The sequence below is a fragment of the Novosphingobium anseongense genome (genome assembly GCF_037482895.1).
In the GTDB taxonomy this organism is placed as follows: domain Bacteria; phylum Pseudomonadota; class Alphaproteobacteria; order Sphingomonadales; family Sphingomonadaceae; genus Novosphingobium; species Novosphingobium anseongense.
The window spans coordinates 186,113-209,324 of sequence record NZ_JBBHJZ010000002.1 but is presented as its reverse complement, the minus strand read 5'-3'; the positions used below and the strand labels follow the sequence as shown (position 1 = coordinate 209,324).

Sequence of the window (23,212 nt, the reverse complement as noted above, 5' to 3'; positions counted from 1 at the left end):
ACCATGAGAAAAGCGACGATCTGGACGATTTTGGTAGCGCTAGCTTGCCCCGTGGCGGCTGCGGCGCAGAGCCTCGCGCCGATCGAGCCGCTGGCCGATCCGGCCGCGATCGCCCTGCCGGCGTCCAAGGGGGCGAGCCGTTCGAGCGAGGTCTGGAACATGCTCCAGGCCGGCAACCCGGTGGTCCGCAACGTCACCCAGCCGACGCTGACGCCCGTGCTGCCCGATCCGGCCAAGGCGACCGGCGCGGCGGTGATCGTCGCGCCCGGCGGCGGCTTCCTGATGCTGTCGATGCAGACCGAAGGCTTCGCCGTGGCCAAGGCGCTGGCCGATCGCGGCATCGCCGCCTTCGTGCTCAAGTATCGCCTGGAAACCACGCCGGTCGAGGGCAAGGCCTTCCTCGCCGCGATGATGGAGCGCTTCCGTTCGGCTCCGAACGATCCGGCGGCCGTCCTGGCCGTTCGGCATCCCGATCCGACCGCCGATGCCCTGGCCGCGCTGCGGCTGGTCCGCAGCCGGGCCGCCGAGTGGAAGGTCGATCCCGCACGTGTCGGTCTGATCGGCTTTTCGGCCGGCGCGATGACCGCGCTCGAACTGGTCCAGACTGTGCCGCAGGCCGAGCAGCCGGCCTTCTTCGGTTACGTCTATGGTCCTCAAGCGGTCGAGACCGTGCCCGCTGGCGCACCGCCGATGTTCGACGCAATCGCTTTCGACGATCCGCTGTTCCGCCCCATGACCTTCCCGATCGCCGCCGCCTGGCAGCGGGCCAAGCGCCCCGTCGAGCTCCATGCCTACCAGAAGGGCGGCCACGGCTTCGGAGGCCTCGGCGCGCCGGGCACGACCACGACCCTGCTGCTCGATCAGTTCACCGCCTGGCTCGCGATGCAGGGCTTTCTCAAGAAGGCCGACCGATGACCGTGCTTTCCGAAGACCTGATCGCCGAAGCCAATGCGCGCGAGATCGCCGCGCTCGACGAGGACTATGACGCGCTCGGCCGCAAGCTCGCACGCGGCGGCCTGGCGATCGACGCGATCAAGGACCGCGTCGCCGCCTTCTCGGTCGCCGTGCCGAGCTGGGGTGCGGGTCGCGGCGGTACGCGCTTCGCCAAGTTCCCGATTCCCGGCGAGCCGACCAACATCCACGAAAAGCTCGAGGACTGTGCGGTCATCCAGCAGCTGAGCCGCGTCACCCCGCGCGTCAGCCCGCATTTCCCCTGGGACAAGGTGGGCGACTACAAGGGTCTGCGCCAGGAAGCGGCGGCGCTCGGCCTCGGCTTCGACGCGGTCAATTCGAACACCTTCCAGGACCAGCCCGGCCAGGCGCGGACCTATGCCACGGGCTCGTTGTCCTCGACCGTCGCTGCCACGCGCGCCCAGGCGGTCGAGCACAACATCGAATGCATCGAGATCGGCCAGCAGCTGGGCTCGCGCGACCTCACCGTCTGGGTCGGGGACGGCACCAATTTCCCCGGCCAACAGGACTTCGCGCGCAGCCTCGATCGCTATCTCGACGCGGCGAGCCAGGTCTATGCGGCGCTGCCCGGCGACTGGCGCATGCTGCTCGAACACAAGATGTTCGAGCCGGCGTTCTATTCGACGGTGATCTCGGACTGGGGTTCGTCGATCCTCGCCGCGCAGGAGCTCGGCCCCAAGGCCAAGTGCCTGGTTGACCTCGGCCACCACGCGCCGAACGTGAACATCGAGCAGATCGTCGCCCGGCTCCACCGCTTCGGCAAGCTCGGCGGCTTCCACTTCAACGACAGTAAGTACGGCGACGACGATCTCGATTCGGGCTCGATCAACCCGCACCAGCTGTTCCTCGTATTCAACGAGCTGGTCGAGGCCGAGGCGCACCCGCGTGACGGCTTCGACCCCAGCTACATGATTGACCAGTCGCACAACGTGACCGACCCGATCGAATCGATGCTGTCCTCGGCCGAGGCGATCACGAGCTGCTTCGCCAAGGCGCTGCTGGTCGATCGCGAGGCGCTGCACGCGGCGCAGGAGGCCAACGACACGATGATGGCCTTCCAGGCGCTGCGCCGCCCTTACACCATCGACGTCGCGCCGATCCTGGCCAGGGCACGGGCCGAGGCCGGCGGCGCGATCGACGTGCTCGCGACCTATCGCGCCAGCCGCTGGCGCGAGCGCAAGGCGCAGGAGCGCAAGCCCGTCGGGCTCGGCGCCGGGATCGTCTAAAACCGGCGATAGATAAGAAGGCAGCAGGGAGAGGGCAGTGGCGGAACAATTATCCAGGCGGACGATGATCGCGGGGGCGTTGGCAGCGGGGGGGGCAGTGCCCCTCCTGGGGATCGGGACGGCAGCGGCCCAATCGCCTGCTGCGCTTACCGACGAGGAATACGTCACGCGCTACGTCCATCCCGAGTTGCGGGCGATGGCGCGGCAGTTCGTCGCGATGGGCAAGATGATGCCCGGCTTCACTGCCGCCAACCTGCCGATGATGCGCAAGGGCATGGAAGCGCAGCCGATCAAGAAGCTGGCAACCCCGGCTATCGAGAAGCGCCAGATCCCCGGCGGCCCGGGCCAGCCGCCGGTCACGGTCCATCTCATCAACGCCAGACCGGGTGCGAGCCGCCCGGTCATCGTCCACATGCATGGCGGCGGCTACATTATCGGCAACGCCACGCAAAACTATGCGGACCTTCAGGGCATCTGCCAGGCGCTCGATTGCGCGGCGGTCAGCGTGGACTACCGGCTTGCGCCCGAGACCGGCTACGCCGGCTCGACCGCGGACAACTACGCCGCGCTCAAGTGGACCCACGCCAGTGCCGCCGAATTGGGCATCGACCCGGCCCGCATCGCTGTAATGGGCGAGAGTGCGGGCGGCGGTCATGCTGCGATCCTGGTGATCGTCGCGCGCGATCGAGGCGAGGTGCCGGTTGCGTTTCAGTGCCTGGTCTATCCGATGATCGACGATCGCACCGGTAGCACCCGCCAGCCCGCGCCGCACATCGGTCGCCTGCTGTGGACGCGTGAGCGCAATGCGTTCGGCTGGCGCAGCTTCCTGGGCATGGAGCCCGGCGGTCGGCGCGTGCCGGCCGCGGCCGTGCCCGCGCGCGTGACGAACCTGGCCGGCCTGCCGCCCACCTGGATCGGCGTCGGCTCTCTTGACCTCTTCTACGACGAGGACGTCGACTATGCGCAGCGCCTCAACGCTGCCGGGGTCACGTCGGAGCTGATCGTCGTTCCCGGCGCGTTCCATGGTTTCGACACGGCCGATTCGCCCGTGTCGAAGCGCTTCGCTTCCGCCAAGATCGATGCCCTGCGCCGAGGACTTGGAATCGGCTGACGCTGGCTTCTGGCAACGAATTTCAACCAAAGAGTAGCTGGGAGTACAGGCATGAACCGTTCGATCGCGATCCGCCTTGGCCTGATCGCAGCCACGGCGTTGTCGCCGCTGCTGGCCATGGCGCAGGAAACCGAAAAGGGGGCTGCGCAATCTTCTGCCACACCCTCGCTCGAAGACCAGTTCCGCGATCCGCCGAACGCGGCGCGGCCACGCGTCTGGTGGCACTGGATGAACGGCAACGTCACCAAGGACGGCATCGCCAAGGACCTAGCCTGGATGAAGCGGGTCGGCATCGGCGGGATGCAGAACTTCGACGCCAACCTGATGACGCCGCAGATCGTCAAGGACCGGCTCGTCTACATGACGCCCGGCTGGAAGGACGCCTTCCGCTTCACCGCGAGCGAGGCCGACCGGCTCGGACTGGAACTGGCGATCGCCGCCTCGCCGGGCTGGTCGGAAACCGGCGGGCCCTGGGTCAAGCCCGAGGACGGGCTCAAAAAGCTGGTCTGGAGCGAGACCGAGGTCGCTGGCGGCAGGCCTTTCGCGGGCAAGCTCGCCGCGCCGCCCGCGGTCACCGGGCCGTTCCAGTCGCTGCCGAAAGCGAGCGGCCCGGGCGAGATGATGCAGGGCATCGAGCGCAAGGTCCCCGGCGCTGAGCACTATGCCGACGTCGCCGTCCTGGCCTTTCCGATCAGCGGGAAGGCGGTACCACTGCCGACGGCGCACGACGGCGCGGGCAAGCCGCTCGACGCCGGTCTTCTCGCCGACGACGACATCACCGCCGGCGTGACCCTGACGCAGCAGAAGGACGGTCCCGCTCCGTCGATCGTCCTCGAATATGCCAAGCCGCGGACGGTCCAGGCCGCCAGCGTCTTCGTCAAGGGCGCGGCGATGATGTTCACCGGCGCGCTCTACACGGCGCGGCTCGAAGTGAGCGACGACGGCAAGGCCTGGCGGACGGTGTCGGACATCCCGCTGGCGCAGGTGCCCAGCACTTTCGCCTTCGCGCCGGTCACGGCACGGCAATTTCGCATCGCCTTCAGTCCGGTCAAGAGCCTGGGCGTCAATCTGGGCCCGCCCGCGCCGGGCATCGCCATGGACATCGGCGCGGCCTTCGCCGGGATGGGAACGCAGCCGCTCAAGGTCAACGACTTCCGCCTGTTCGAAACCCCACGCATCGATCGCTACGAGACCAAGGCCGGTTTCGAGCTGACGCAGGACTATTATGCGCTCGGCACGTCTGCGCCCGATTCCGCGGGGGTGGCGCCCTCGGCGGTGATCGACCTGACCGCGCGGCTCAAGCCCGACGGCACGCTCGATTGGACCCCGCCCAAGGGCAATTGGCGCGTGCTGCGCCTCGGCTATTCGCTGCTCGGCACGACCAATCATCCGGCGCCGCCCGAGGCCACCGGCCTTGAGGTCGACAAGTTCGACGGTGCCGCGGTGCGCCGTTATCTCGAGCACTACATCGGCATGTACAAGGATGCCGCCGGCCCGGGCATGCTGGGCGACAAGGGCGTCCGCGCGATCCTGACCGATTCCATCGAAGTCGGCGCGGCGAACTGGACGCCGCAGATGATCGCGCAGTTCCAGCGGCTGCGCGGTTACGATCCGACGCCGTGGCTGCCGGCGCTGACCGGCGCGGTCATCGGTTCGCGCGCCGAAAGCGACAAGTTCCTCTACGATTACCGCCGCACCTTGGCGGACCTCTTGGCCAGCGAGCACTACGGCACGGTCGCCAAGGTCGCGCACGAGAACGGCCTCAAGGTCTATGGCGAGGCGCTCGAGGATCATCGTCCTTCGCTGGGCGACGACATGGCGATGCGTCGCCAAGCCGACGTGCCGATGGCGGCGATGTGGACCCATTCGCGCGCGCAGGGTCCGAAGCTGACCTATCTCGCGGACATCAAGGGGGCCGCCTCGGTCGCGCATATCTATGGCCAGAACCTGGTCGCGGCGGAATCGATGACGGCGTCGATGAACCCGTGGAACTATGGCCCCAACGACCTCAAGCGAGTCATCGATCTCGAATTCGTCCACGGCGTCAACCGGCCCGTAGTCCACACCTCGGTTCACCAGCCGGTGGACGACAAGATCCCCGGCATCTCGCTGTTCATCTTCGGCCAGTACTTCAACCGGCATGAGACCTGGGCCGAAATGGCCAAGCCGTGGGTCGACTACATGGCGCGCAATTCGCTGATGCTGCAGCAGGGCCGCAACGTCGCCGACATCGGCTACTTCTATGGCGAGGAAGCGCCGCTGACCGGGCTCTATGGCGACAAGGCCGTGGCGGATGCGCCGACGGCCTATGCCTATGACTTCGTCAATGCCGACGCGTTGAACGATGCGCTGGCGAACGAGGGTAGCGAAGTGGTGACGCCAGGCGGCGCGCGGTATCGCGCGATCTACCTCGGCGGGTCGTCGCGCAAGATGACGCTGGGTACCCTGCGCAAGCTCGCCGCGCTGGTCGAGGGCGGGGCGACGGTCATCGGCATGAAGCCCGAGGGCAACCCGGGTCTATCGGGTGAGGCCGCGGCGTGGAGCACGCTGGTCGCAAAGCTGTGGTCGGGCCGTGCCGAAACCTCGGTCGGCAAAGGCCGTGTCATCGCCTCGAACGACGTCGAGGCCGGCCTGCGGACGATCGGCGTCACGCCCGATTTCCGCTTCACCGGCGGGCAGGACGGTGCGGAAATTCCTTTCGTCCACCGCAAGCTGACCGATGGCGACAGCTATTTCCTCGCCAACCGCAAGGATCGCGCCGAGACGATCGAGGCGCGCTTCCGCGTCACCGGCAAGGCGCCCGAACTGTGGCATGCCGAGAGCGGCAAGTCCGAGGCCTTGAGCTACCGCATCGAGGGCGGCGAGACGATCGTGCCGCTGACCCTGGCGGCCGACGAGGCGGTCCACGTCGTCTTCCGCAAGCCCGCGGTGGCCGATGCGCTGGCGATCAAGAAGCTGGTGCCGGCCGAAGTCGGTAAGCTGGAAGGCGCCTGGCAGGTCGCCTTCCAGGCCGAGCGCGGCGCCCCGGCGACCGCGACCTTCGCCAGCCTCGCGCCGCTTGACGAGAATGCCGATCCGGGGATCAAGTACTTCTCGGGCGTGGCCACCTACAGCAAGGGCTTCACCGCGCCGAACGGCTGGAAGCGCGGCGAGCCACTGTGGATCGATCTGGGCGAGGCGGAGGAAGTCGCCGAAGTCTGGGTCAACGGCAAGCTCGCCGGCTCGGCCTGGCACGCGCCCTATCGCGTCGATATCGGCGCTACGGCGAAGCCGGGGCGCAACAGCCTGCAGGTCCGCGTCGCCAACCTCTGGGTCAACCGCCTGATCGGAGACCAGCAGCCCGGCGCGACGAAGCTCACCTGGACGCCGCTGCCGACCTACAAGGCCAATGCACCGCTGCGGCGCTCGGGCTTGATCGGGCCGGTGACCTTGCTCGGTCAGCCGAAGTAGGAAAGCTCTTCGCGGGCGGTCGCGCGCAGCCTCAGGCTGGCCGACCGCACCGCACCCGAGGTTAGCAGCACCGGGCCGCCGGCCTCGCGATGCAGCGCGACGATCTCGACGTCGTCGAGGTCCAGCCCGAAACCGATGTCCGCGGGCAGGGCGCGTCGGCCGAGGTTGACCAGCGATAGCGTCATCGTCAGTCCGGCCGCGTCGAGGGCGAAGGCTTGGCTGGCGATGTAGGTACAGTCGCGGCCGACGTGGTGCAGCAGCAGCGTCGCCGAACACGCGCTGCTGCTGGCCACCGACCATTTCCCGCGCCAACCGTGATCGAGCGCGCGGTTGTGCGGGCCACACGATCGTCGCAGCAGGGGCCTTCCGCGCCAGTCGAACCGCGACAAGGCCCCGCCGCGCTCGGCCGCGAGCGTCAGGGCATAATCGCCGGCCGACAGCGCCAGCATCAGAAGCGATTCACGAGGTTTTCCAGCCACTCCTGACGACCGGACTTCGGTTCGGGCGCGCGATTGCTGGTGATCGCATGTTCGGCGACCGAGGCGAGCGTCGCTTCGGGCGCGTGGATCGCCTTGCCGAGTTCGCCCTGCCAGCCGGCATAGCGCTCGGCGCGGAAGGCATCGAGCTGGCCGTCCTCGACTATCGCGGAGGCGCGCAGCAGCGCGCGGGCGATCGTATCCACGCCGCCGATGTGGCCGTGGAACAGGTCGGCCGCGTCGATCGACTGGCGGCGGACCTTCGCGTCGAAATTGAAGCCGCCATTGGTGAAACCGCCGGCGCGGATGATCTCGATCAGGGCGAGGGTCAGTTCCTCGACCGAATTGGGGAATTGGTCGGTATCCCAGCCGTTTTGCGGATCGCCGCGGTTGGCGTCGATCGAGCCGAACAGGCCGAGCGCGCGCGCCATGGCGATCTCATGCTCGAAGGTGTGGCCCGACAGCGTCGCGTGGTTGGCCTCGATGTTGACCTTGACCTCGTCCTCCAGCCCGAAGCGCTTAAGGAAGCCGTAGACCGTCTGCGTGTCGAAATCGTACTGGTGCTTCGTCGGCTCGTGCGGCTTGGGCTCGATCAGGATCGTGCCGGTGAAGCCGATGCGGTGCTTGTGCTCGACCACGAGGTTGAGAAAGCGGCCGAAATTCTGCTGCTCGATGCCGATCTCGGTGTTGAGGATCGTGTCGTAGCCCTCGCGGCCACCCCACAGGACGTAGTTCGCGCCGCCGAGACGGTGGGTGGCCTCGAGGCAGTCGCGCACCTGCATCGCGCCCCACGAATAGACTTCGGGATCGGGATTGGTCGCGGCGCCCGCCATGTAGCGCGGATGGCTGAACAGGTTGGCAGTGCCCCACAGCAGCTTGCGGCCGTGCTGGCTCTGCAGCGCTTCGAGGTGGTCGACCGCCTCGGCGAAGCTGCGACGGAAGCCCGTGGCGTCCTCGGCATCGGCCATGACGTCGACGTCGTGGAAGCAGTAGAACGGCAGGTCGAGCTTCTCGACGAAGGCCAGCGCGGCTTCGCGCTTGGCGCGCGCGCGCGTCGCGTCGTTGGGGCCGGCGTGCCAGGGGCGGTTGAAGGTGCCGCCGCCGAACACGTCGCTGCCCGGCCAGCAGAAGGTGTGCCAGAAGCACACCGCGAAGCGCAGGTGGTCTTCCATGCGCTTGCCCAGGACCACGCGGTCCTTGTCGTACCAGCGATAGGCGAAGTCGCTGGTGCTGTCGGGGCCTTCGAAGCGGACGGTGTCGAAGGCGGCGAAATAGTCGGCGGACATGGGGCTTCCTTTCAGAGATCGCGGATCGCGGCATAGGCCGCGCGGAATTTTGCGAGCTTGGGGGCGAGCGCTTCGACAAGCGCGGGATCGGGCTCGATGACCTCGGCCACGGGTGGCCGCGTGCAGGCTTCGGCGGCGGAGAGGTTGAGCGCGGCCATCCGCGCGAGCTTGGCCGCGCCGAGCGCCGGGCCGACCTCGCCGCCCTCGGGATAGGCAAGCCGCACGCGCAGCGCCGCGGCGAGAATGCGCCCCCAGTAGCGCGAGCGCGCGCCGCCGCCGATGACGAGCAGTTCCTCGACGCGGGTGCCCGCCTCGCGCAGCGCGTCGAGCCCGTCGGCATGGGTAAAGGCAACGCCCTCGAGCACGGCGGCGGCGAGGCTGCCGCGCGTGGTCTCGTTGTCGAGGCGCAGGAAACCGCCGCGCACGTGCGGGTCGTTATGCGGCGTGCGTTCGCCCGAGAGGTAGGGCAGGAACAGTTCGGGTCCGCTGGCGGGGCCGGCCTTTTCGGCCTCGGCGAACAGCGCCGCGGGGCCGTCGAGGCCGGTGAGCTGGGCGCCCCAGTCGATGCAGGCGGCGGCCGAGAGGTGGACCGCCATCTGGTGCCAGGTTTCGGGCAGCGCGTGGCAGAAGGCGTGGACCGCGCGCGCCGGATTGGGACGGAAGTCGCGCGTGGCGACGAAGATCACCCCCGAAGTGCCGAGCGAGAGCAGCGCGTCGCCCCCTCCGTCTTCCTTGGCACCGATCACACCGACCCCGGCGGCGCCGGCGGCATTGTCGCCCGCGCCGGCGACCACGGGCACGCGGTCTATGCCCCAGGCCTCGGCGACCTCGGCGCGGAGCCGGCCGGTGATCTCGCTGCCTTCGAACAGTGCGGGCATCTGCGCGCGCGTCAGGTCGGTCGCGGCGAGCATGGCGTCGCTCCAGTCGCGCGCGGCGACGTCGAGCCAGAGCGTGCCGGCGCTGTCGGACAGGTCGGAGGCCTTGTCGCCGGTCATCCTGAGGCGAACGTAGTCCTTAGGCAGCAGCACCGTGCGGATCTGCTCGAACAGCGCGGGCTCGTGCTTGCGAACCCAGGCCAGCTTGGGCGCGGTGAAGCCGGGCATGGCGACGTTGCCGGTGATCGCCCGCGATCGCGGCTCGCGCGCTTCTAGCTCTTCGCATTCGGCGAAGGAGCGACCGTCGTTCCACAGGATCGCGGGGCGCAGCGGACGATCGTCGGCACCCAGCAGCGTGGCGCCGTGCATCTGCCCGGCAAGACCGATGCAGGTCACTTGCAGGCGCGTCGCAGCGTCGAGCAGGCGCACCGCGATGTCGACAGCGGCCCACCAGTCGTCGGGTGTTTGTTCGGACCACGTTGCCTGCGGCCGGGCCACCGACAACGGCGCTGACGCTTGGGCGCGCAAGGCTCCTGCCGCGTCGAGGACGACGACCTTTACGCCCGAGGTTCCTACGTCGATCCCCAGAAACATCGCTTCTTCCACTCCCAATGTCCGTGTAGTTAGCGCTAACATTGCTGGCGAGCAAGCATCCTCTGCGGCTTGCGTCATCGCCTTCCGCCGCATAGGCAAGAGCGATGGTCGAGGCGGGGCAGACGCGAAAACGCAAGCGGCGGACGCAAAGCGCGCCGACCGTGGCCGACGTCGCCCGGCTCGCCGGCGTCTCGCCGATGACGGTGTCGCGCGTCATCAACCGTGAGACTGCCGTGATGGATGCCACGCGCGACAAGGTCCGCGAGGCGATCCGCGCGCTCGACTATGTCCCCAACTCGGCCGCGCGGAGCCTGGCCGGCGGGCGGCAGAGCCGGATCGCGCTGCTCCACAGCAACCCCAGCGCATCCTATCTGAGCGAATTCCTCGTCGGCACCCTGCAGGAGGCCGGGGCGAGCGACGCGCAGCTTGTGGTCGAACACTGTGCCGCCACCGAGAGCGCCGAAGCGCTCGCCGCGCGGTTGGATGCGCATCGGGTCGATGCGGTCCTGCTGCCCCCGCCGCTTTGCGACGATCCCGCACTGCTCGCCGTGCTTCAGGCGCGCGGCCTGCCGATGGTACAGATCGCCACGGGCCGCGCCGTGGATTTCGCCCATGCCGTCACGATCGACGACGAACGCGCGGCCTATGCCATGACCCGGCATCTGATCGATCGTGGGCACGAGCGTATCGCGTTCATCACCGGCGACACCAACCAGACCGTCAGCTCGCTACGTCTCGAAGGCTATCGGCGGGCCTTGCGCGAAGCGGGCCGGGCACTCGCGCCGGACCTCGTGGTCGAGGGCGATTTCACCTATCGCAGCGGCCTGGCCGCAGCTGAGACGCTGCTCGCGCTGGCCTTGCCGCCCACGGCGATCTTCGCGAGCAACGACGACATGGCCGCCGCCGCCTCAGCGGTCGCGCATCGCCACGGCCTCGACGTGCCGCGCCAGGTGACCATCGTCGGTTACGACGACACGCCGATCGCCACGACCGTCTGGCCCGAACTCACGACGATCCGCCAGCCGATCCAGGACATGGCGCGGCGCGGAACGCAGTTGCTGATCGCGGCGATCGAAGCCAAGCGCCTGGGGCGCGCGGCATCGGTGCATCACGAATGCCTGGATTTCGAACTGGTCCTGCGCGAATCCGACGGTGATCGCCCGCACGACTGAAGTCTTTACGTCGCGATTTTCCGAGCCGGCAGGTGATGTCACCTGCCTCGCAAACACTTTAGCGGAACTGGTAGAGCTGCTCGAGCACCATCGCGGCCGCGCCGCGCGCGTAGCTGCTGTCGTCCATCTGCTTGAACGTCACCCTGTCGCCATCGCGCAGCACGGGCAGCGTATCCTCGTGGAGCGCGGCGAAGAACGGTGCCGCGACGAGGTCGATCAATTCGCGAGACTTCGCGAGGACCACGATCCGTTCGGGATCCTGCATGTTGACGTGGTTGGCTAGGCCGCGACCCAGCAGGCGACCGGCGCGCGCGAAGAGTTCGGCCATGTCCGGATCGCCGGCCTGCGCGGCGTCCACGACATCGGCGAACCGGCGACGGAGCTGGTCGATACCCGGCCGCGGTTCGCCGCGCAGTTCGCAGGCCTGAAAGACGATCGCGCTCACCGAACTGTACGCCTGGAGGCATCCCCGGCCACCGCAATGGCAGGGCCGGCCGCCCTCCGGCACGATCTTGGTATGGCCGAATTCCGCCTCGATGCCGTGGCTGCCGATCAGCAGTTGCCCGGCCTGATACCGCGTCCCGCCGAGGCCGAGATCGAAGACGACGAGCGTGAAATCATCGACGCCGCCGTCACCGAACCAGTGCTCGGAGCGCGCCAGGATGTTGTTGTTGTTGTCGATCCGCGTCGGGATGCGGAGATCGCGCTCGATCGCCTCGGCGAAGGCGAAAGGCGCGCCTTCGAAGGTCTCGAACAACTCGACCACGCCGGTTTCGCCGACCACGATCGCGGGGAGGCCGATGCCGACCTGCGAGATCTGCGCGCGCGGGATCGGGCCGGCCGCGATGGCCGTGGCGATCGTGGCCGAAAAGGCTTCGGCCAGATCGGCGAGCCGCCGCAGCGGCGGCGCATCGGCGACGTGCGACGATACGCTCTGGCCGCGCAGGTCGACGATTTCGGCCAGCAGCTTGCCGTCGTCGGACATCGTCGCGCCGACGACGAAAGCGCCCTCGGGGTTGATCCGCAGATTGACCCGCGGCCGCCCCCGCGGCGAACCGATCCGCTCTTCGACGATCAGCCCCCGCTCGACGAGATCGCGGACGATAGCGGTTATCGTGCCGCCGTTGAGCCCGGAAAGCTGCGCTAGATCGGTCCGCGAGATCGGCTCGGCCGCGCGCAGCTTCTTGAGCACCGACAGTCGGTTGTATGCCTGATCGGACAATCGCATCGCGCCGCTGTTTCCCAGACTTGGCGCGGCCTGCCAAGCCGATTGCATGTTATTTTAGAACATAAAATAAATTTGACAGGCCGGGCGCGGCGCGGTTATCGGCTGGGTCTCAGGGGACGTTCGGCGCGTCCGATCGGGCAAAGGCCCGAAGGTCGCCCGAACCGATGATAGCGCTATCGGACCAATCGATGGGCGGCGGTGTCACAAGACCCGTCAGAGGATGCAGTCAGGGAGGCAAACAATGTCCAAGTCACACGTGCGCGCGTTTCGCGGTTTCACTTTCGCGGGGGTTGCGCTCATCGCGATAGCGCCGGGGCTGGCGCTGGCGCAGAATGAAGATCAGGATGGCGGCAAGGAGATCGTCGTCACCGGCACGCTGATCCGCGGCATCGCGCCCGTCGGATCGAACACGATCGCGATCGGACAGGAGAAGCTCGAGCAGACGGCCTCGCTGACCTCTAACGAGCTGCTGGCGACGATCCCGCAGGTCACCAACTACTTCAACAACGTGCCGGCCGCCGATCTCGCGATCGCGGTGAACCAGTTCCAGGTCTCGCGCCCGAACATCCGCCGGATCTCGCCCAACAATGCCTCGAGCTCGGGCACGCTGATCCTGATCGACGGCCATCGCATCGCGTCGGCCGGTGTCTCGCAGGCCTCGACCGATCCCGACGTCATCCCCACCGGCGCGATCGAGCGCGTCGACGTGGCGACCGAGGGCGGCTCGGCGACCTATGGCAGCGACGCGGTCGCGGGCACGATCAACTTCGTCACGCGCAAGCGGTTCGACGGCCTCAAGGCCGACGCGCACTACGGCATCGCCGACGATTACTGGCAGTGGGACGCGAGCGCGACCGCGGGCAAGGACTGGGGCTCGGGCTCGCTCTGGGTGTCCTACACCTATACCAAGAACCGCGCGCTGTTCGGCGGCGACCGCGACTTCATCCGCCGGTCGAACTATTCGGTGGCGCCGGTCAACGGCGTCTATCCGGGCCGCAGCACGCAGTGCGCCGTGCCCAACATCAACATCGCGACCAATCTGCCGGCCGCCTTCGGCGGCGGGCTGGTCTCGCAAGTCACCTATCCGTACCGCGCCGGTGCCACCGGAGCCAGCCTCGTCGCCGGCACGCCGAACCGGTGCGACGAGCTGACCAACACGGCGATCGTTCCCGCGGCCGAGCGTCACGGCGCGATGGCCGGGCTCTATCAGGAGCTCGACGACACCACGACGATCACCGCGCGCGGCTTCTTCAGCCGTCGCTCGACGCTGGGCACCGCACCGAGCCTCGGAACGGTGACGATCAGCCCCAACAACCCCTTCGCCATCGCCCCCGCCGGCGCGGCGCTCGGACCGGCGACCTGCTTCGGCACGCCGAACTTCTGCACCAACAGCGAAACCGTCGACTTCAGCTTCGCGCCGCTGCTCGGCACGGCCAGCAAGCAGCAGAAGACCTTGCTCCAGGAATGGGGCGCCAATGTCGAACTCGCCAAGAAGCTCGGCGGCGACTGGGAAGTGCGCGGCCTGTTCAACTACAGCCGCAGCAATTCGGGATTCGAGCTGATCGACGCCAACACCACGCGTCTCAACGCGGCCGGGGCGGGGACGACCACCGCGACGGCGTTCAATCCGTTCAATCTCGCGCAGACCAATCCCGCGGTCATTTCGTCGATCATGAACAACGAGATCGCCGGCCAGGCGCGAGATGAACTGCTCGACTTGCGCCTGATCGCCGACGGCAAGCTGTTCGAACTGCCCGGCGGCGACGTGCGCATGGCGATCGGCGCCGAATACATGCACGACAGCTTCCAGAAGCGCTATCAGACCGACATCGCCATCGGATCGCTGAGCCGCTTCCCGTTCATCAGCTACGATCGCAGCGTCAAGTCGGTGTTCGGCGAGATAAACGTGCCGTTGATCGGCGGCAGCGGACCCTCGCTCGTGGTCTCGGCCGCGGGTCGCTATGACGATTACAGCGATTTCGGGCACACCTTCAATCCGAAGCTCGGTGCCACGTTCAAGCCGGTCGACTGGCTCTCGCTGCGCGGCAACTGGGGGACCTCGTTCACCGCGCCGACGCCGCTCGATCAGCTGGGCTCGCTGTCGAACACGATCAACGCCTTCCCCTTCGTCGCCTTCACGCGCCCCGGCGACACGCCGGCGCCCGGTTCCTACACGATCGCGCTGCAGGGCTCGGCGGCCAATCTCAAGCCGCAGAAGGCCGATACCTGGTCGGTCGGCTTCGACGCCGACCTGCCCTTCGTGCCGGGACTCAAGACCAGCCTCAGCTACTACCGCGTGGTGTTCAAGGACATCCTCTCGACCCCTGTCGTCAACTCGCAGATCTTCGCCAACTTCGGCGCGAACATCACGACGAGCGTCGCCGGGCTGAGCGCGGCGCAGCTCAACGCCTTCGCGGCGCTGGCGCCCAACGGCGCGGCGGTGATCAATCCGCTGATCGGCACGCGCCTGGTCTATGAGACCGTCGATTTCCGCACCAACAACTACGGCACGCTCAAGGTCGGCGGGCTCGACGGATCGCTGAACTATGCGACCGCGACGGGCTTCGGCGGCGTCGATTTCGCCGTCAACGTCAACTACCAGCTCCAGCGCAAGTCGCAGGTAACGCCGACCGCGCCGGTCGTCGATCTGCTGGCGAGGGACGATGGCCCCAAGCTGTTCCTGCAGGCGATCGCCGGCATCGACATCGGCGATCTGCGGACCCAGGTCACCTGGAACCACAGCGGCGGCTACGCCATCACGCCGACGGCGAGCGTCCCGGTGCAGACCCGCATCAAGGCGTTCAACGTGATCAACCTGTTCTTCAAATACGAGGTCAAGAGCGACGCCACGGCACTCAAGGACCTGAGCTTCACCTTGAACGTCAACAATGTGTTCGACCAGGATCCGCCGGTCTCGTTCCTGACCGGCCCTGCCGACAACGGCTATGCCAACGGCTTCACCTTGGGCCGGATGTTCGTGCTCGGCGTTTCGAAGAAGTTCTGATCCGCCATATGGGGAGGCCCCTGCGCGGTGCGCGGCGGGCCTTCCTGCAGACTATCGGGATAGGGAGAATGGGAATGCTGAGCATGCGCGCGCTGGCCCGGGGGCTGGCGTTTTCTTTGGCGCTGGGCGGCATCTGCGTGGCCGTTCAGGCCCACCCGGCCCCCACGCCCGCTTCGGCCCCCAAGCCCGCTCCGGGCCGCGCCGCGCCCGCGCTCTATTCGCCCGACAGCGACCCCTTCTTTGCGCAACCCTACATCGATGTCGACGAATGGCGCGACGGACCCGTGCGCCACCGCTACGTCCACGGCGGCTTCAAGGGCACCGACACACGCTTCTCGTTCTATTTCCCGGCCAAGGGCCAGTACCAGGGCCGCTTCTTCCAGCACATCACCCCGGTGCCCGACAACGAGAACCTGGCTCAGGCGATGCCGGCCGGCGAATACAACAAGATCGGTTCGGCGATTGCCGCCGGTGCCTATTTCATCGAGACCAACGGTGGTGGCAAGATCGACCTCGCCAGGGGTTCGCTCGCGCTGTCCGATCCGACCATCACCGCCTATCGCGCCAATGCCGCGGCGGCCGCCTATTCGCGCAAGGTCGCGCTAGAGATGTACGGCGGCAAGCGGCCCTACGGCTATGCCTATGGCGGCAGCGGCGGCGCCTATCGCACGATCGGCTCGATCGAGAACACCCGCGGTGTCTGGGATGGGGTCGTACCCTATGTCCCGGGCTCGACGATGGCGATCCCCAACATGTTCACCGTGCGCATGCAGGCGCTGCGCGTGCTGCGTGACAGGTTTCCCGGCATCATCGATGCGATGGAGCCGGGCGGCAGCGGCGATCCCTATGCCGGGCTGACGCCCTACGAGGCCTCGGTGCTGCGCGAGATCGAGCAGATGGGTTTCCCGATGCAAAGCTGGTTCGGCTACAGGACCATGGGCCTGCACGGCTTCGCCGCGCTCTATGGCGGCGTCGCCCTGGCCGATCCGGGCTATTTCACCGACTTCTGGACCAAGCCCGGCTATCTCGGGCACGATCATCCCGAATACTTCACCAGGGACCGCGTCCAGTTCCAGTCGACGGTGGCCGCGCCGATCACCGCCGCCGAGGCCGCGCGGCTGGGGCTGAGCACCGATCCTTTCGCGGCGAACAACCGCGGCGGGGTCGACACCGCCTACAAGGGCTCGCCCGCGGAAGCGGACAAGGTCGTCGGCTTCCGGCTGAGCAGCATGCCGCCGCCGGTCTATTTTCTCGGCGGCGAACTCGTCGTCTCGAGCGGCGCGGCCAAGGGCAAGAAGCTGATGTTGAGCACGCTGGACGGCGATGCCGTATTGCTCGGCGTCACCGATCCGCGCGCGGTCGATCTGGTCAAGGCCGGCGACGCGGTCACGGTCGACAATTCGAACTTCCTGGCGATGGAGACTTATCACCGCCACCAGGTGCCCGGACCCGACTTCGCGGTCTGGGACCAATTCCGCAAGCCCGACGGTACGCCGATCTATCCGCAGCGACCCATGCTGCTCGGCCCGCTGTTCGTGAAGTCGACCTCGGGCTCGCTGCAGACCGGCCGCTTCGAGGGCAAGATGATCGTCGCCGCCTCGCTCTGGGATCGTGAGGCCATGCCCTGGCAGGCCGACTGGTACCGCGCGCGGGTTAAGGACCATCTCGGCGCCAAGACCGACCAGAACTTCCGCCTCTGGTACAGCGATCACGCCTTGCACGGCGACGAGCCGACGACCGAGGCCTCAAGCCGGGTGGTCAGTTACGTATCCGTGCTGCAGCAGGCGCTCAGCGATCTCGCGGCCTGGGTGGAGAAGGGCACGCCGCCGCCAGCCTCGACCGCTTACCGCATCGACAAGGGCCAGGTCGTCGTTCCGCCTGCCGCGGCTCAGCGTCACGGCATCCAGCCCGTGGTGACATTGCGCGTTGCGGGATCGGACAAGGTCGAGATCGCCGCCGGGCAGACGGTCTCGTTCCGCGGCACGATCGCGGTGCCGCCTGGCGCGGGCTCGGTGGTCGCGGCCGAGTGGGACCTCGAGGGGACCGGCAATTTCGCCCGGACCTCGCCGGTCCGGCGTGGCGCGAAGCAGGCCACCGTCACCACGACCTACCGCTACGACAAGCCGGGGACCTATTTCGCGGGCCTGCGCGGCGTGTCGCAACGCCAGGGCGACGCCGCCACCCCCTACACGCGCATCGATAACCTCGGCCGGGTTCGTGTCGTCGTGAAGTGATGCGGTTGCCACGCGGCAGCGTTCCCGCTAACGATCTATTTCGAGCATAATCGATCGAAAAAGATCATTCGGGGATGATGGAATGCAGCAGGCCGAGGCGATCGCCCCTACGCTAGACGCACCGCAGGCGGGGCCGTCGCCGATGCGCGATTCCATTCTGGCAGGCCTCGCGAACTATATCGACGCGGGTTCGATTGTCGCCGGTTCGGCCGCGCTCGCGCTCTGGGCCGAACTCTACAGCATGACCCCGACGACGATCGGCCTGATCGGCGCCTTCAGCGCCAATGCGATCTCGGCCGGCGTCGGCGCGCTGATCGGCGGCGTGCTCTGCGACCGGTTCGGGCGCAAGCGCATCTACCAGTATGACATGCTGTTCTACGCCTTCGGCATGGCCTGGCTGACCTTCGCGTCGGCGCCGTGGATGATCGTGCTCGGCTTCGTCCTCGTCGGCCTCGCGGTGGGAGCCGACATCCCCGCCTCATGGTCGCTGATCGCCGAGATCGCGCCCAAGCGCGAACGCGCGCGCTACAGCGGCATCGCGCAGATCCTTTGGTATCTCGGGCCCGTCGTGGTGCTGACCCTGGGGCTGATCCTCGCGCCCTTTGGCCTGCTCGGCATCCGCTTCATCTTCGGGCACCTGCTGGTGCTCGCGCTGGTCCTGACCTTGCTGCGTTCACGCATGCGCGAATCGCGCTATTGGGAAGAAGCCCGCGCGGCTGACGATCATGCCGAGAGATCCGATTGGCGGCAGTTGCTCCAACCGAAGTACCTCAAGTCGATGCTGTTCCTCATCGGCATGTATGGCTTTTGGAACCTCTGGGCGGGCACCAACGGCTTCTTCTTCCCCTACATCCTGCGCACCGTCGGCGGGCAGAGCCAGCAGGCCAGCGTCGCGCTGCAGGCCCTGACTTTCGGGCTCGGCATCGTGTCGATCTGGTTCGTCTTCATGAAGCTGTCGGACAAGGTCAACCAGCGTGCGCTGTTCCTGGTCTCGGCGCTGATGCAGGTGGGTGGCATGGCCCTGCTCGCGGTGCTGCCGCTGACCGGCCCGGTCGCCGTGGTGCATATCGTTATCATGGCGACGGCCATGGGCTTCGGCGCGCAGTCGTTCTTCCAGCTGTGGAGCGCCGAACTGTTCCCGACCCTGCTGCGCTCGACCGCCCAGGGCGTCACCTTCGCCGTCGTGCGCATCGGCCTCGGCGTGTTCAGCTTCTTCGTGCCGATGCTGACCGCGACGGGCTTTCACACCTTGGCTTGGATACTCGTCGGGTTCTTGCTAGTTAGCGCTATCATCGGCTGGCTCGGTGCCCCGCGTAACGAGGGCAAGAGCCTCGAAGAAATAGAGGCCGAGCGCGCCTGACGCTCGGCGGCGGGAGAGAGACTATGAAGACATTTGCCGGCCTGGTTCTGGCCGCCGCGATGGTCGCTGGTGTGGCGCAGCCTGCCACCGCCCGCCCCGTGACCGACTGCCCTTTGCGCGATGCGCCGTTCTCGGTCGACTCACCACTGGTCGACATCATGCTGAGCCCCGCGGCCAAGGCCGTGCTCGAGAAAGCAGCGCCGGGCCGCTTTTCTAAGCTGCCGCCGCGCTTTGCCGGCACCACGCCGCCGACCTTCGCGGCTATCCTGAGCCTGCGCGAAGGCGGCGCGATGACCGGGATCAAGGCCGAGGCGCTGCCCGCGATCGATGCCGAACTGCAAAAGCTGCCGGTCACCGCCGCCGACAAGGTCGCGCGTTGCGCCCGCTACGACAACGACGTGCCGCGCTTCGATCTGCCCAAGGGCAAGCCGCGGCTGCTGCTGTTCGAGAAGATCAACGGCTTCCGCGACGGGCCTTCGGTCGATGCCGCGCGCGCGGCACTGACCGCGATGGCCGAGCGCAAGGGCTGGGCTTTCGTCGTCACCGACAAAGGCGGCGCCTTCAACCCGGCGACTTTGCGTCAGTTCGATGCGGTGATCTGGAATAACATCAGCGGCGACGTCCTGACCTTGTCGCAGCGCCGTGCTTTCCAGACCTGGATCGAAAAGGGCGGAGCCTATGTCGGCATGCATGGCAGCGCCGGCGATTTCATCTATTTCTGGGACTGGTATGCCGACCGTCTGCTCGGTGCGCGCTTCATCGGCCACCCGATGGCGCCGCAGTTCCAGGACGCGCGCGTGATCGTCCAGGCGCCCGATCATCCCGCCGCACGCGGCCTGCCGCGCGAATGGACGATGAACGACGAATGGTATTCGTTCCGCACCAACCCGCGCACGATCGGCGCGACGGTGATCGCGACGCTCGACGAAAGCAGCTACAAGCCCGTGGGCATGATGAACCAGAACCTGCGCATGGGTGACGATCATCCGATCGCCTGGACCAACTGCGTGGGCAAGGGCCGCATGTTCTATTCGGCGATCGGCCATCGGCCCGAGACTTATTCAGAACCGCACCATGTGGCGCTGCTCGAAGCGGCGATCGATTGGGCGGCGATTTCCGGCAAGCAGGCCTGCGCTGCGCGGCGCTGAAGCGACGATTGAATTGACAGCGAGCGATCCGGCTGGATAGGTGGCCTGACCAATTTTTGGGAGGGTTCTGTGATCGTTGGTCGTCGTGAACTGCTGCGCGGCGGACTCGGCCTGTCCGCCGCTAGCGCCCTGCCTTCCGCCGTTTTTGCAGCATCGGCGCGCGGACGTGCCGCTCTCGGCCTCGCCGATATCACGATCATGAAGGAACTCGGCCGCGACTATTCCGGTACGCTCCGTGCGATCGCGGCGATGGGCTACAGCCACTTCGGCTTCCGCCTGGCCGGTTACGGCGGCGGAAGTCGCGAACCCTCGGCGCAAGACAAGGCGCGGATGGTGCGCGACGCCGGGCTCGAAGTGGGCGTTGTCCGCCTGCCGCCGGTGCGTCCCGATCTCGATCGCCAGATCGGCGATGCCGTGGCGATCGGCGCCAAGGTCATCGCCATGAGCGCAGCCCCGCCATTCATATCCGGACGGCTCGGCGTGGCCACACGCGCGGCTTTCGACGCCTGGCTGCCCGAACTGGCAGCCCTCGGCGCCAAGTGCCGCGCCGCGGGTTTGACCCTGGCCTATCACAACCACTGGTGGGACCTGATGCCGCTCGACGGCGGTGAGAGCCCGCTCGACATCATCCTGCGCAGCATCGCCCCGGGTGATCTGGCGATCGAGCTCGACCTCGCCTGGTGCTGGTACGGGGGCGTCGCGCCGCTCGAGCTGCTGGGCCGGCTCGGACCGCGCGTCAGCTCGATGCATTTCAAGGACATCGACCGCAAGCGCGGCAAGAGCACGACGGATCATGCCGTCGTCGTCGGCGCGGGCGAGATGGACTATGCGGCGCTGCTGCCGCGCATTCGCCGGTTGACCGCCGCGGTCGGCTATATCGAGGTCGATTCCCCGCCCGACGGCCTCGCGGCGGCCGCGGCAGGCGCGCGCTTCGTGCAGGCGCACCGCTGATGCGCACGATCAAGCACTTGCGCTGGTGGATCATCGGCCTCGTGACCCTGGGCACGGTGCTCAACTACCTCGCGCGCTCGACGCTGTCGGTCGCGGCACCGACCTTGCAGGCCGAGTTCAGCATGTCGACCGAGGAGTATTCCTGGGTCGTGCTCGCCTTCCAGGCGAGCTACACGGTGATGCAGACCGTCGCGGGCTCGGTGCTCGACGCGCTGGGCACGCGGCTCGGTTTCTTCCTCTTCGCCGTAGGCTGGGCGCTGGCGAACATGGCGCACGCCTTCGCGGTCGGCTGGCCGAGCCTCGCCCTGTTCCGGGGCCTGCTCGGTGCCACCGAGGCGGCGGCGATCCCGGCAGGGGCCAAGGCCGTGTCCGAATGGTTCCCCCCGCGTGAGCGGCCGCTGGCGACCAGCGGCTTCCAGATGGGCACGAGCCTGGGCAACATGATTGCGCCGCCGCTCGTCGCCTTCTGCATCCTCTGGTGGGGCTGGCAGGAGGCCTTCCTCGTCACCGGCGCGCTGAGCCTCGCCTGGGCCGCGCTCTGGTGGTTCGGCTATCGCACGCCCGCGCAGCACAAGCGTCTCTCGGCCGAAGAACGCGCCTATATCGAGCTCGGCCGCAGCCGCGACGATCTGGCCGACAAGCCGGCGACCCGCAAGGAAGTGCTGCGCTCGCGCGGGTTCTGGGCGATCGCCCTGCCGCGTTTCCTGGCCGAGCCGGCCTGGCAGACCTTCAACTTCTTCATCCCGCTCTACCTTGTCGCGGTGTGGAAGCTCGATCTCAAGGCGATCGCGCTCTGGGCCTGGCTGCCCTTCCTCGCCGCGGATTTCGGCTCGCTCGCCGCCGGCCTGCTGCCGCCCTGGCTGATGCGCCGGGGCGCGAGCCTCGTCACCTCACGCAAGGTCACGATGACCTTGGGCGCGGTCTGCATGATCGGGCCGGCCTGCATCGGCCTGGCCGGTTCGCCGGGCATGGCGATCGCGCTGTTCTGCGTCGGCGGTTTCGCGCATCAGTTGCTCAACGGCGCGCTGGTGACCTTGGGGTCGGACCTGTTCGACAGCCGCACGGTGGCGACGGCGACCGGGATGGCCGGGTCGGCCGCCTGGATCGGCGGGATGCTGTTCACGTTTGCGATCGGCAAGAGCGCCGACCTGTTCGGCTACAATCCGCTGTTCGTCGCCCTGGCCGCGCTCGATCTGCTGGCGGCGGCGGTCTTGTGGGGCCTGCTCAGGAAGCGGCCCGAGGATCGCCTGCCGGGATTGCCCCCGGGCGCATGATCGTCCAGCCGGCGAGCGCGTGGCCGGCGCGGGCTGCTTCCGCGATCGGAGCGCCTTTGAGGCGCGCGTCGAGATAGCCGGCGTTGAAGGCATCCCCGGCGCCGCTGGTGTCGATGGGCTGGAGTACGCGCTCGGGTGCAGAAACCGTGCCGTCGGGCAGTCGGCAGCCCTCAGCGCCGAGCTTCACGATGGTTTCCGCGCAACCCAAGGCCGTCCAGTGGCGCGCCACCGCTTCGGCGTCGGCTTCGCCTGATAGTCTGGTCTCGTCTTCCAGCGTCGGCAGGCCGATATCCGCAAGCGCGATGGCTGCGTCACGCGCCTCGCGCGTTTCGGTCAAGCTCCGCCACAGGCGGGGGCGGTAGTTCCCGTCGAACGCAACGCGGCCGCCGCGCATATGTGCGCGGTCGGCGAGCGCGAGAAGCTTGGCGCGGTCTTCGGGCAGGAGGATCGCGAGCGTGATCAGCGAAAAGACGATGAGGTCCGCCTCCTCGGCCTGTGCCAGCACGCGGCTCGTTCCGGGCAGAGCGAACATCTCCCGCGCAGCGCTGGTGTCACGCCAGTAGGTGAAGCTCCGCTCGCCCGAGGCATCGGTGGTGATCGCATAAAGCCCTGCCTGTCGCGTGGGATGTGTCAGGATCAGGCCAGTGTCGACTCCTTCGGCTTGCCACTGTTCTTTCAGCTCCGCGCTGAAAGGATCGACCCCGAGCGCGGTCAGATACGCGACATCATGTCCGGCACGCGCGAGGTGGATAGCGGTGTTGAGAGTGTCCCCGCCATAGCCGAGCCGTGAGGCCGGCTCCCGGCGCGAGAGCTCGAGCATGCCTTCGCCGATGCAGACGATCCGCGCCATC

General features: G+C 67.6%; 16 protein-coding genes. 11 read left to right on the top strand and 5 right to left on the bottom strand.

The window, feature by feature from the left end; translation table 11 throughout:
* The first annotated feature begins 3 nt into the window (after positions 1-3).
* The 4 genes from WG901_RS09650 to WG901_RS09635 all read left to right on the top strand — a co-directional run bounded on the left by WG901_RS09650 (position 4) and on the right by WG901_RS09635 (position 6,759).
* A complete protein-coding gene (locus WG901_RS09650; protein WP_339586856.1) occupies positions 4-915 on the top strand; it encodes an alpha/beta hydrolase in 912 nt (303 codons plus the stop codon).
* The gene (gene rhaI, locus WG901_RS09645) at positions 912-2,198 is read left to right on the top strand and encodes an L-rhamnose catabolism isomerase (RefSeq protein WP_339586855.1); all 1,287 of its coding nucleotides are present in this window, start codon (positions 912-914) and stop codon (positions 2,196-2,198) included. The genes WG901_RS09650 and rhaI overlap by 4 nt, the downstream gene beginning before the upstream one ends.
* 97 nt (positions 2,199-2,295) lie before the next feature.
* Positions 2,296-3,309 (top strand): alpha/beta hydrolase, encoded by a 1,014-nt coding sequence (locus WG901_RS09640; protein ID WP_339586854.1) that lies wholly within the window; start codon positions 2,296-2,298, stop codon positions 3,307-3,309.
* 51 nt (positions 3,310-3,360) lie between these two features.
* Positions 3,361-6,759, top strand: coding sequence for a glycosyl hydrolase (locus WG901_RS09635; RefSeq protein WP_339586853.1), 3,399 nt, complete (start codon positions 3,361-3,363; stop codon positions 6,757-6,759).
* Here WG901_RS09635 and WG901_RS09630 read toward each other — a convergent pair.
* The 3 genes from WG901_RS09630 to xylB are packed head-to-tail and all read right to left on the bottom strand — an operon-like array spanning position 6,747 to position 9,990.
* The gene (locus tag WG901_RS09630; protein ID WP_339586852.1) at positions 6,747-7,208 is read right to left on the bottom strand and encodes an aldose epimerase family protein; all 462 of its coding nucleotides are present in this window, start codon (positions 7,206-7,208) and stop codon (positions 6,747-6,749) included. The two genes, WG901_RS09635 and WG901_RS09630, sit on opposite strands and share 13 nt — an antisense overlap.
* Positions 7,208-8,521, bottom strand: a complete 1,314-nt coding sequence (xylA, locus tag WG901_RS09625) for a xylose isomerase (protein WP_339586851.1) — start codon at positions 8,519-8,521, stop codon at positions 7,208-7,210. The genes WG901_RS09630 and xylA overlap by 1 nt, the downstream gene beginning before the upstream one ends.
* Before the next feature lie 11 nt (positions 8,522-8,532).
* Entirely contained in the window at positions 8,533-9,990 is a 1,458-nt protein-coding gene (gene xylB / locus WG901_RS09620; RefSeq protein ID WP_339586850.1) for a xylulokinase, read from the bottom strand.
* A gap of 104 nt (positions 9,991-10,094) precedes the next feature.
* Between xylB and WG901_RS09615 the strand changes: the two genes are divergently transcribed.
* Positions 10,095-11,162 (top strand): LacI family DNA-binding transcriptional regulator, encoded by a 1,068-nt coding sequence (locus WG901_RS09615; RefSeq protein WP_339586849.1) that lies wholly within the window; start codon positions 10,095-10,097, stop codon positions 11,160-11,162.
* Positions 11,163-11,220: 58 nt separating this feature from the next.
* Here WG901_RS09615 and WG901_RS09610 read toward each other — a convergent pair whose 3' ends face one another.
* A complete protein-coding gene (locus WG901_RS09610) occupies positions 11,221-12,384 on the bottom strand; it encodes an ROK family transcriptional regulator (protein WP_339586848.1) in 1,164 nt (387 codons plus the stop codon).
* 247 nt (positions 12,385-12,631) lie between these two features.
* Between WG901_RS09610 and WG901_RS09605 the strand changes: the two genes are divergently transcribed.
* The 6 genes from WG901_RS09605 to WG901_RS09580 all read left to right on the top strand — a co-directional run bounded on the left by WG901_RS09605 (position 12,632) and on the right by WG901_RS09580 (position 22,361).
* Complete coding sequence (locus WG901_RS09605; protein WP_339586847.1) at positions 12,632-15,394, top strand: TonB-dependent receptor domain-containing protein; 2,763 nt, start codon at positions 12,632-12,634, stop codon at positions 15,392-15,394.
* A 74-nt stretch (positions 15,395-15,468) separates the two neighbouring features.
* Complete coding sequence (locus tag WG901_RS09600) at positions 15,469-17,628, top strand: hypothetical protein (RefSeq protein ID WP_339586846.1); 2,160 nt, start codon at positions 15,469-15,471, stop codon at positions 17,626-17,628.
* Between the two features lie 82 nt (positions 17,629-17,710).
* Positions 17,711-18,988: an MFS transporter gene (locus WG901_RS09595; protein ID WP_339586845.1), complete on the top strand. Its 1,278-nt coding sequence runs from the start codon at positions 17,711-17,713 to the stop codon at positions 18,986-18,988.
* A 23-nt stretch (positions 18,989-19,011) separates the two neighbouring features.
* The gene (locus tag WG901_RS09590; RefSeq protein ID WP_339586844.1) at positions 19,012-20,136 is read left to right on the top strand and encodes a ThuA domain-containing protein; all 1,125 of its coding nucleotides are present in this window, start codon (positions 19,012-19,014) and stop codon (positions 20,134-20,136) included.
* A 69-nt stretch (positions 20,137-20,205) separates the two neighbouring features.
* A complete protein-coding gene (locus tag WG901_RS09585) occupies positions 20,206-21,087 on the top strand; it encodes a sugar phosphate isomerase/epimerase family protein (RefSeq protein ID WP_339586843.1) in 882 nt (293 codons plus the stop codon).
* The gene (locus tag WG901_RS09580) at positions 21,087-22,361 is read left to right on the top strand and encodes an MFS transporter (RefSeq protein ID WP_339586842.1); all 1,275 of its coding nucleotides are present in this window, start codon (positions 21,087-21,089) and stop codon (positions 22,359-22,361) included. Before WG901_RS09585 ends, WG901_RS09580 begins: the two co-directional genes overlap by 1 nt.
* Here the strand turns inward: WG901_RS09580 and WG901_RS09575 are convergent.
* Positions 22,312-23,211 carry a sugar kinase gene (locus WG901_RS09575; RefSeq protein ID WP_339586841.1) on the bottom strand — a complete coding sequence of 300 codons (900 nt, stop codon included), beginning with the start codon at positions 23,209-23,211 and terminating at the stop codon, positions 22,312-22,314. The two genes, WG901_RS09580 and WG901_RS09575, sit on opposite strands and share 50 nt — an antisense overlap.
* Position 23,212 lies beyond the last annotated feature (1 nt).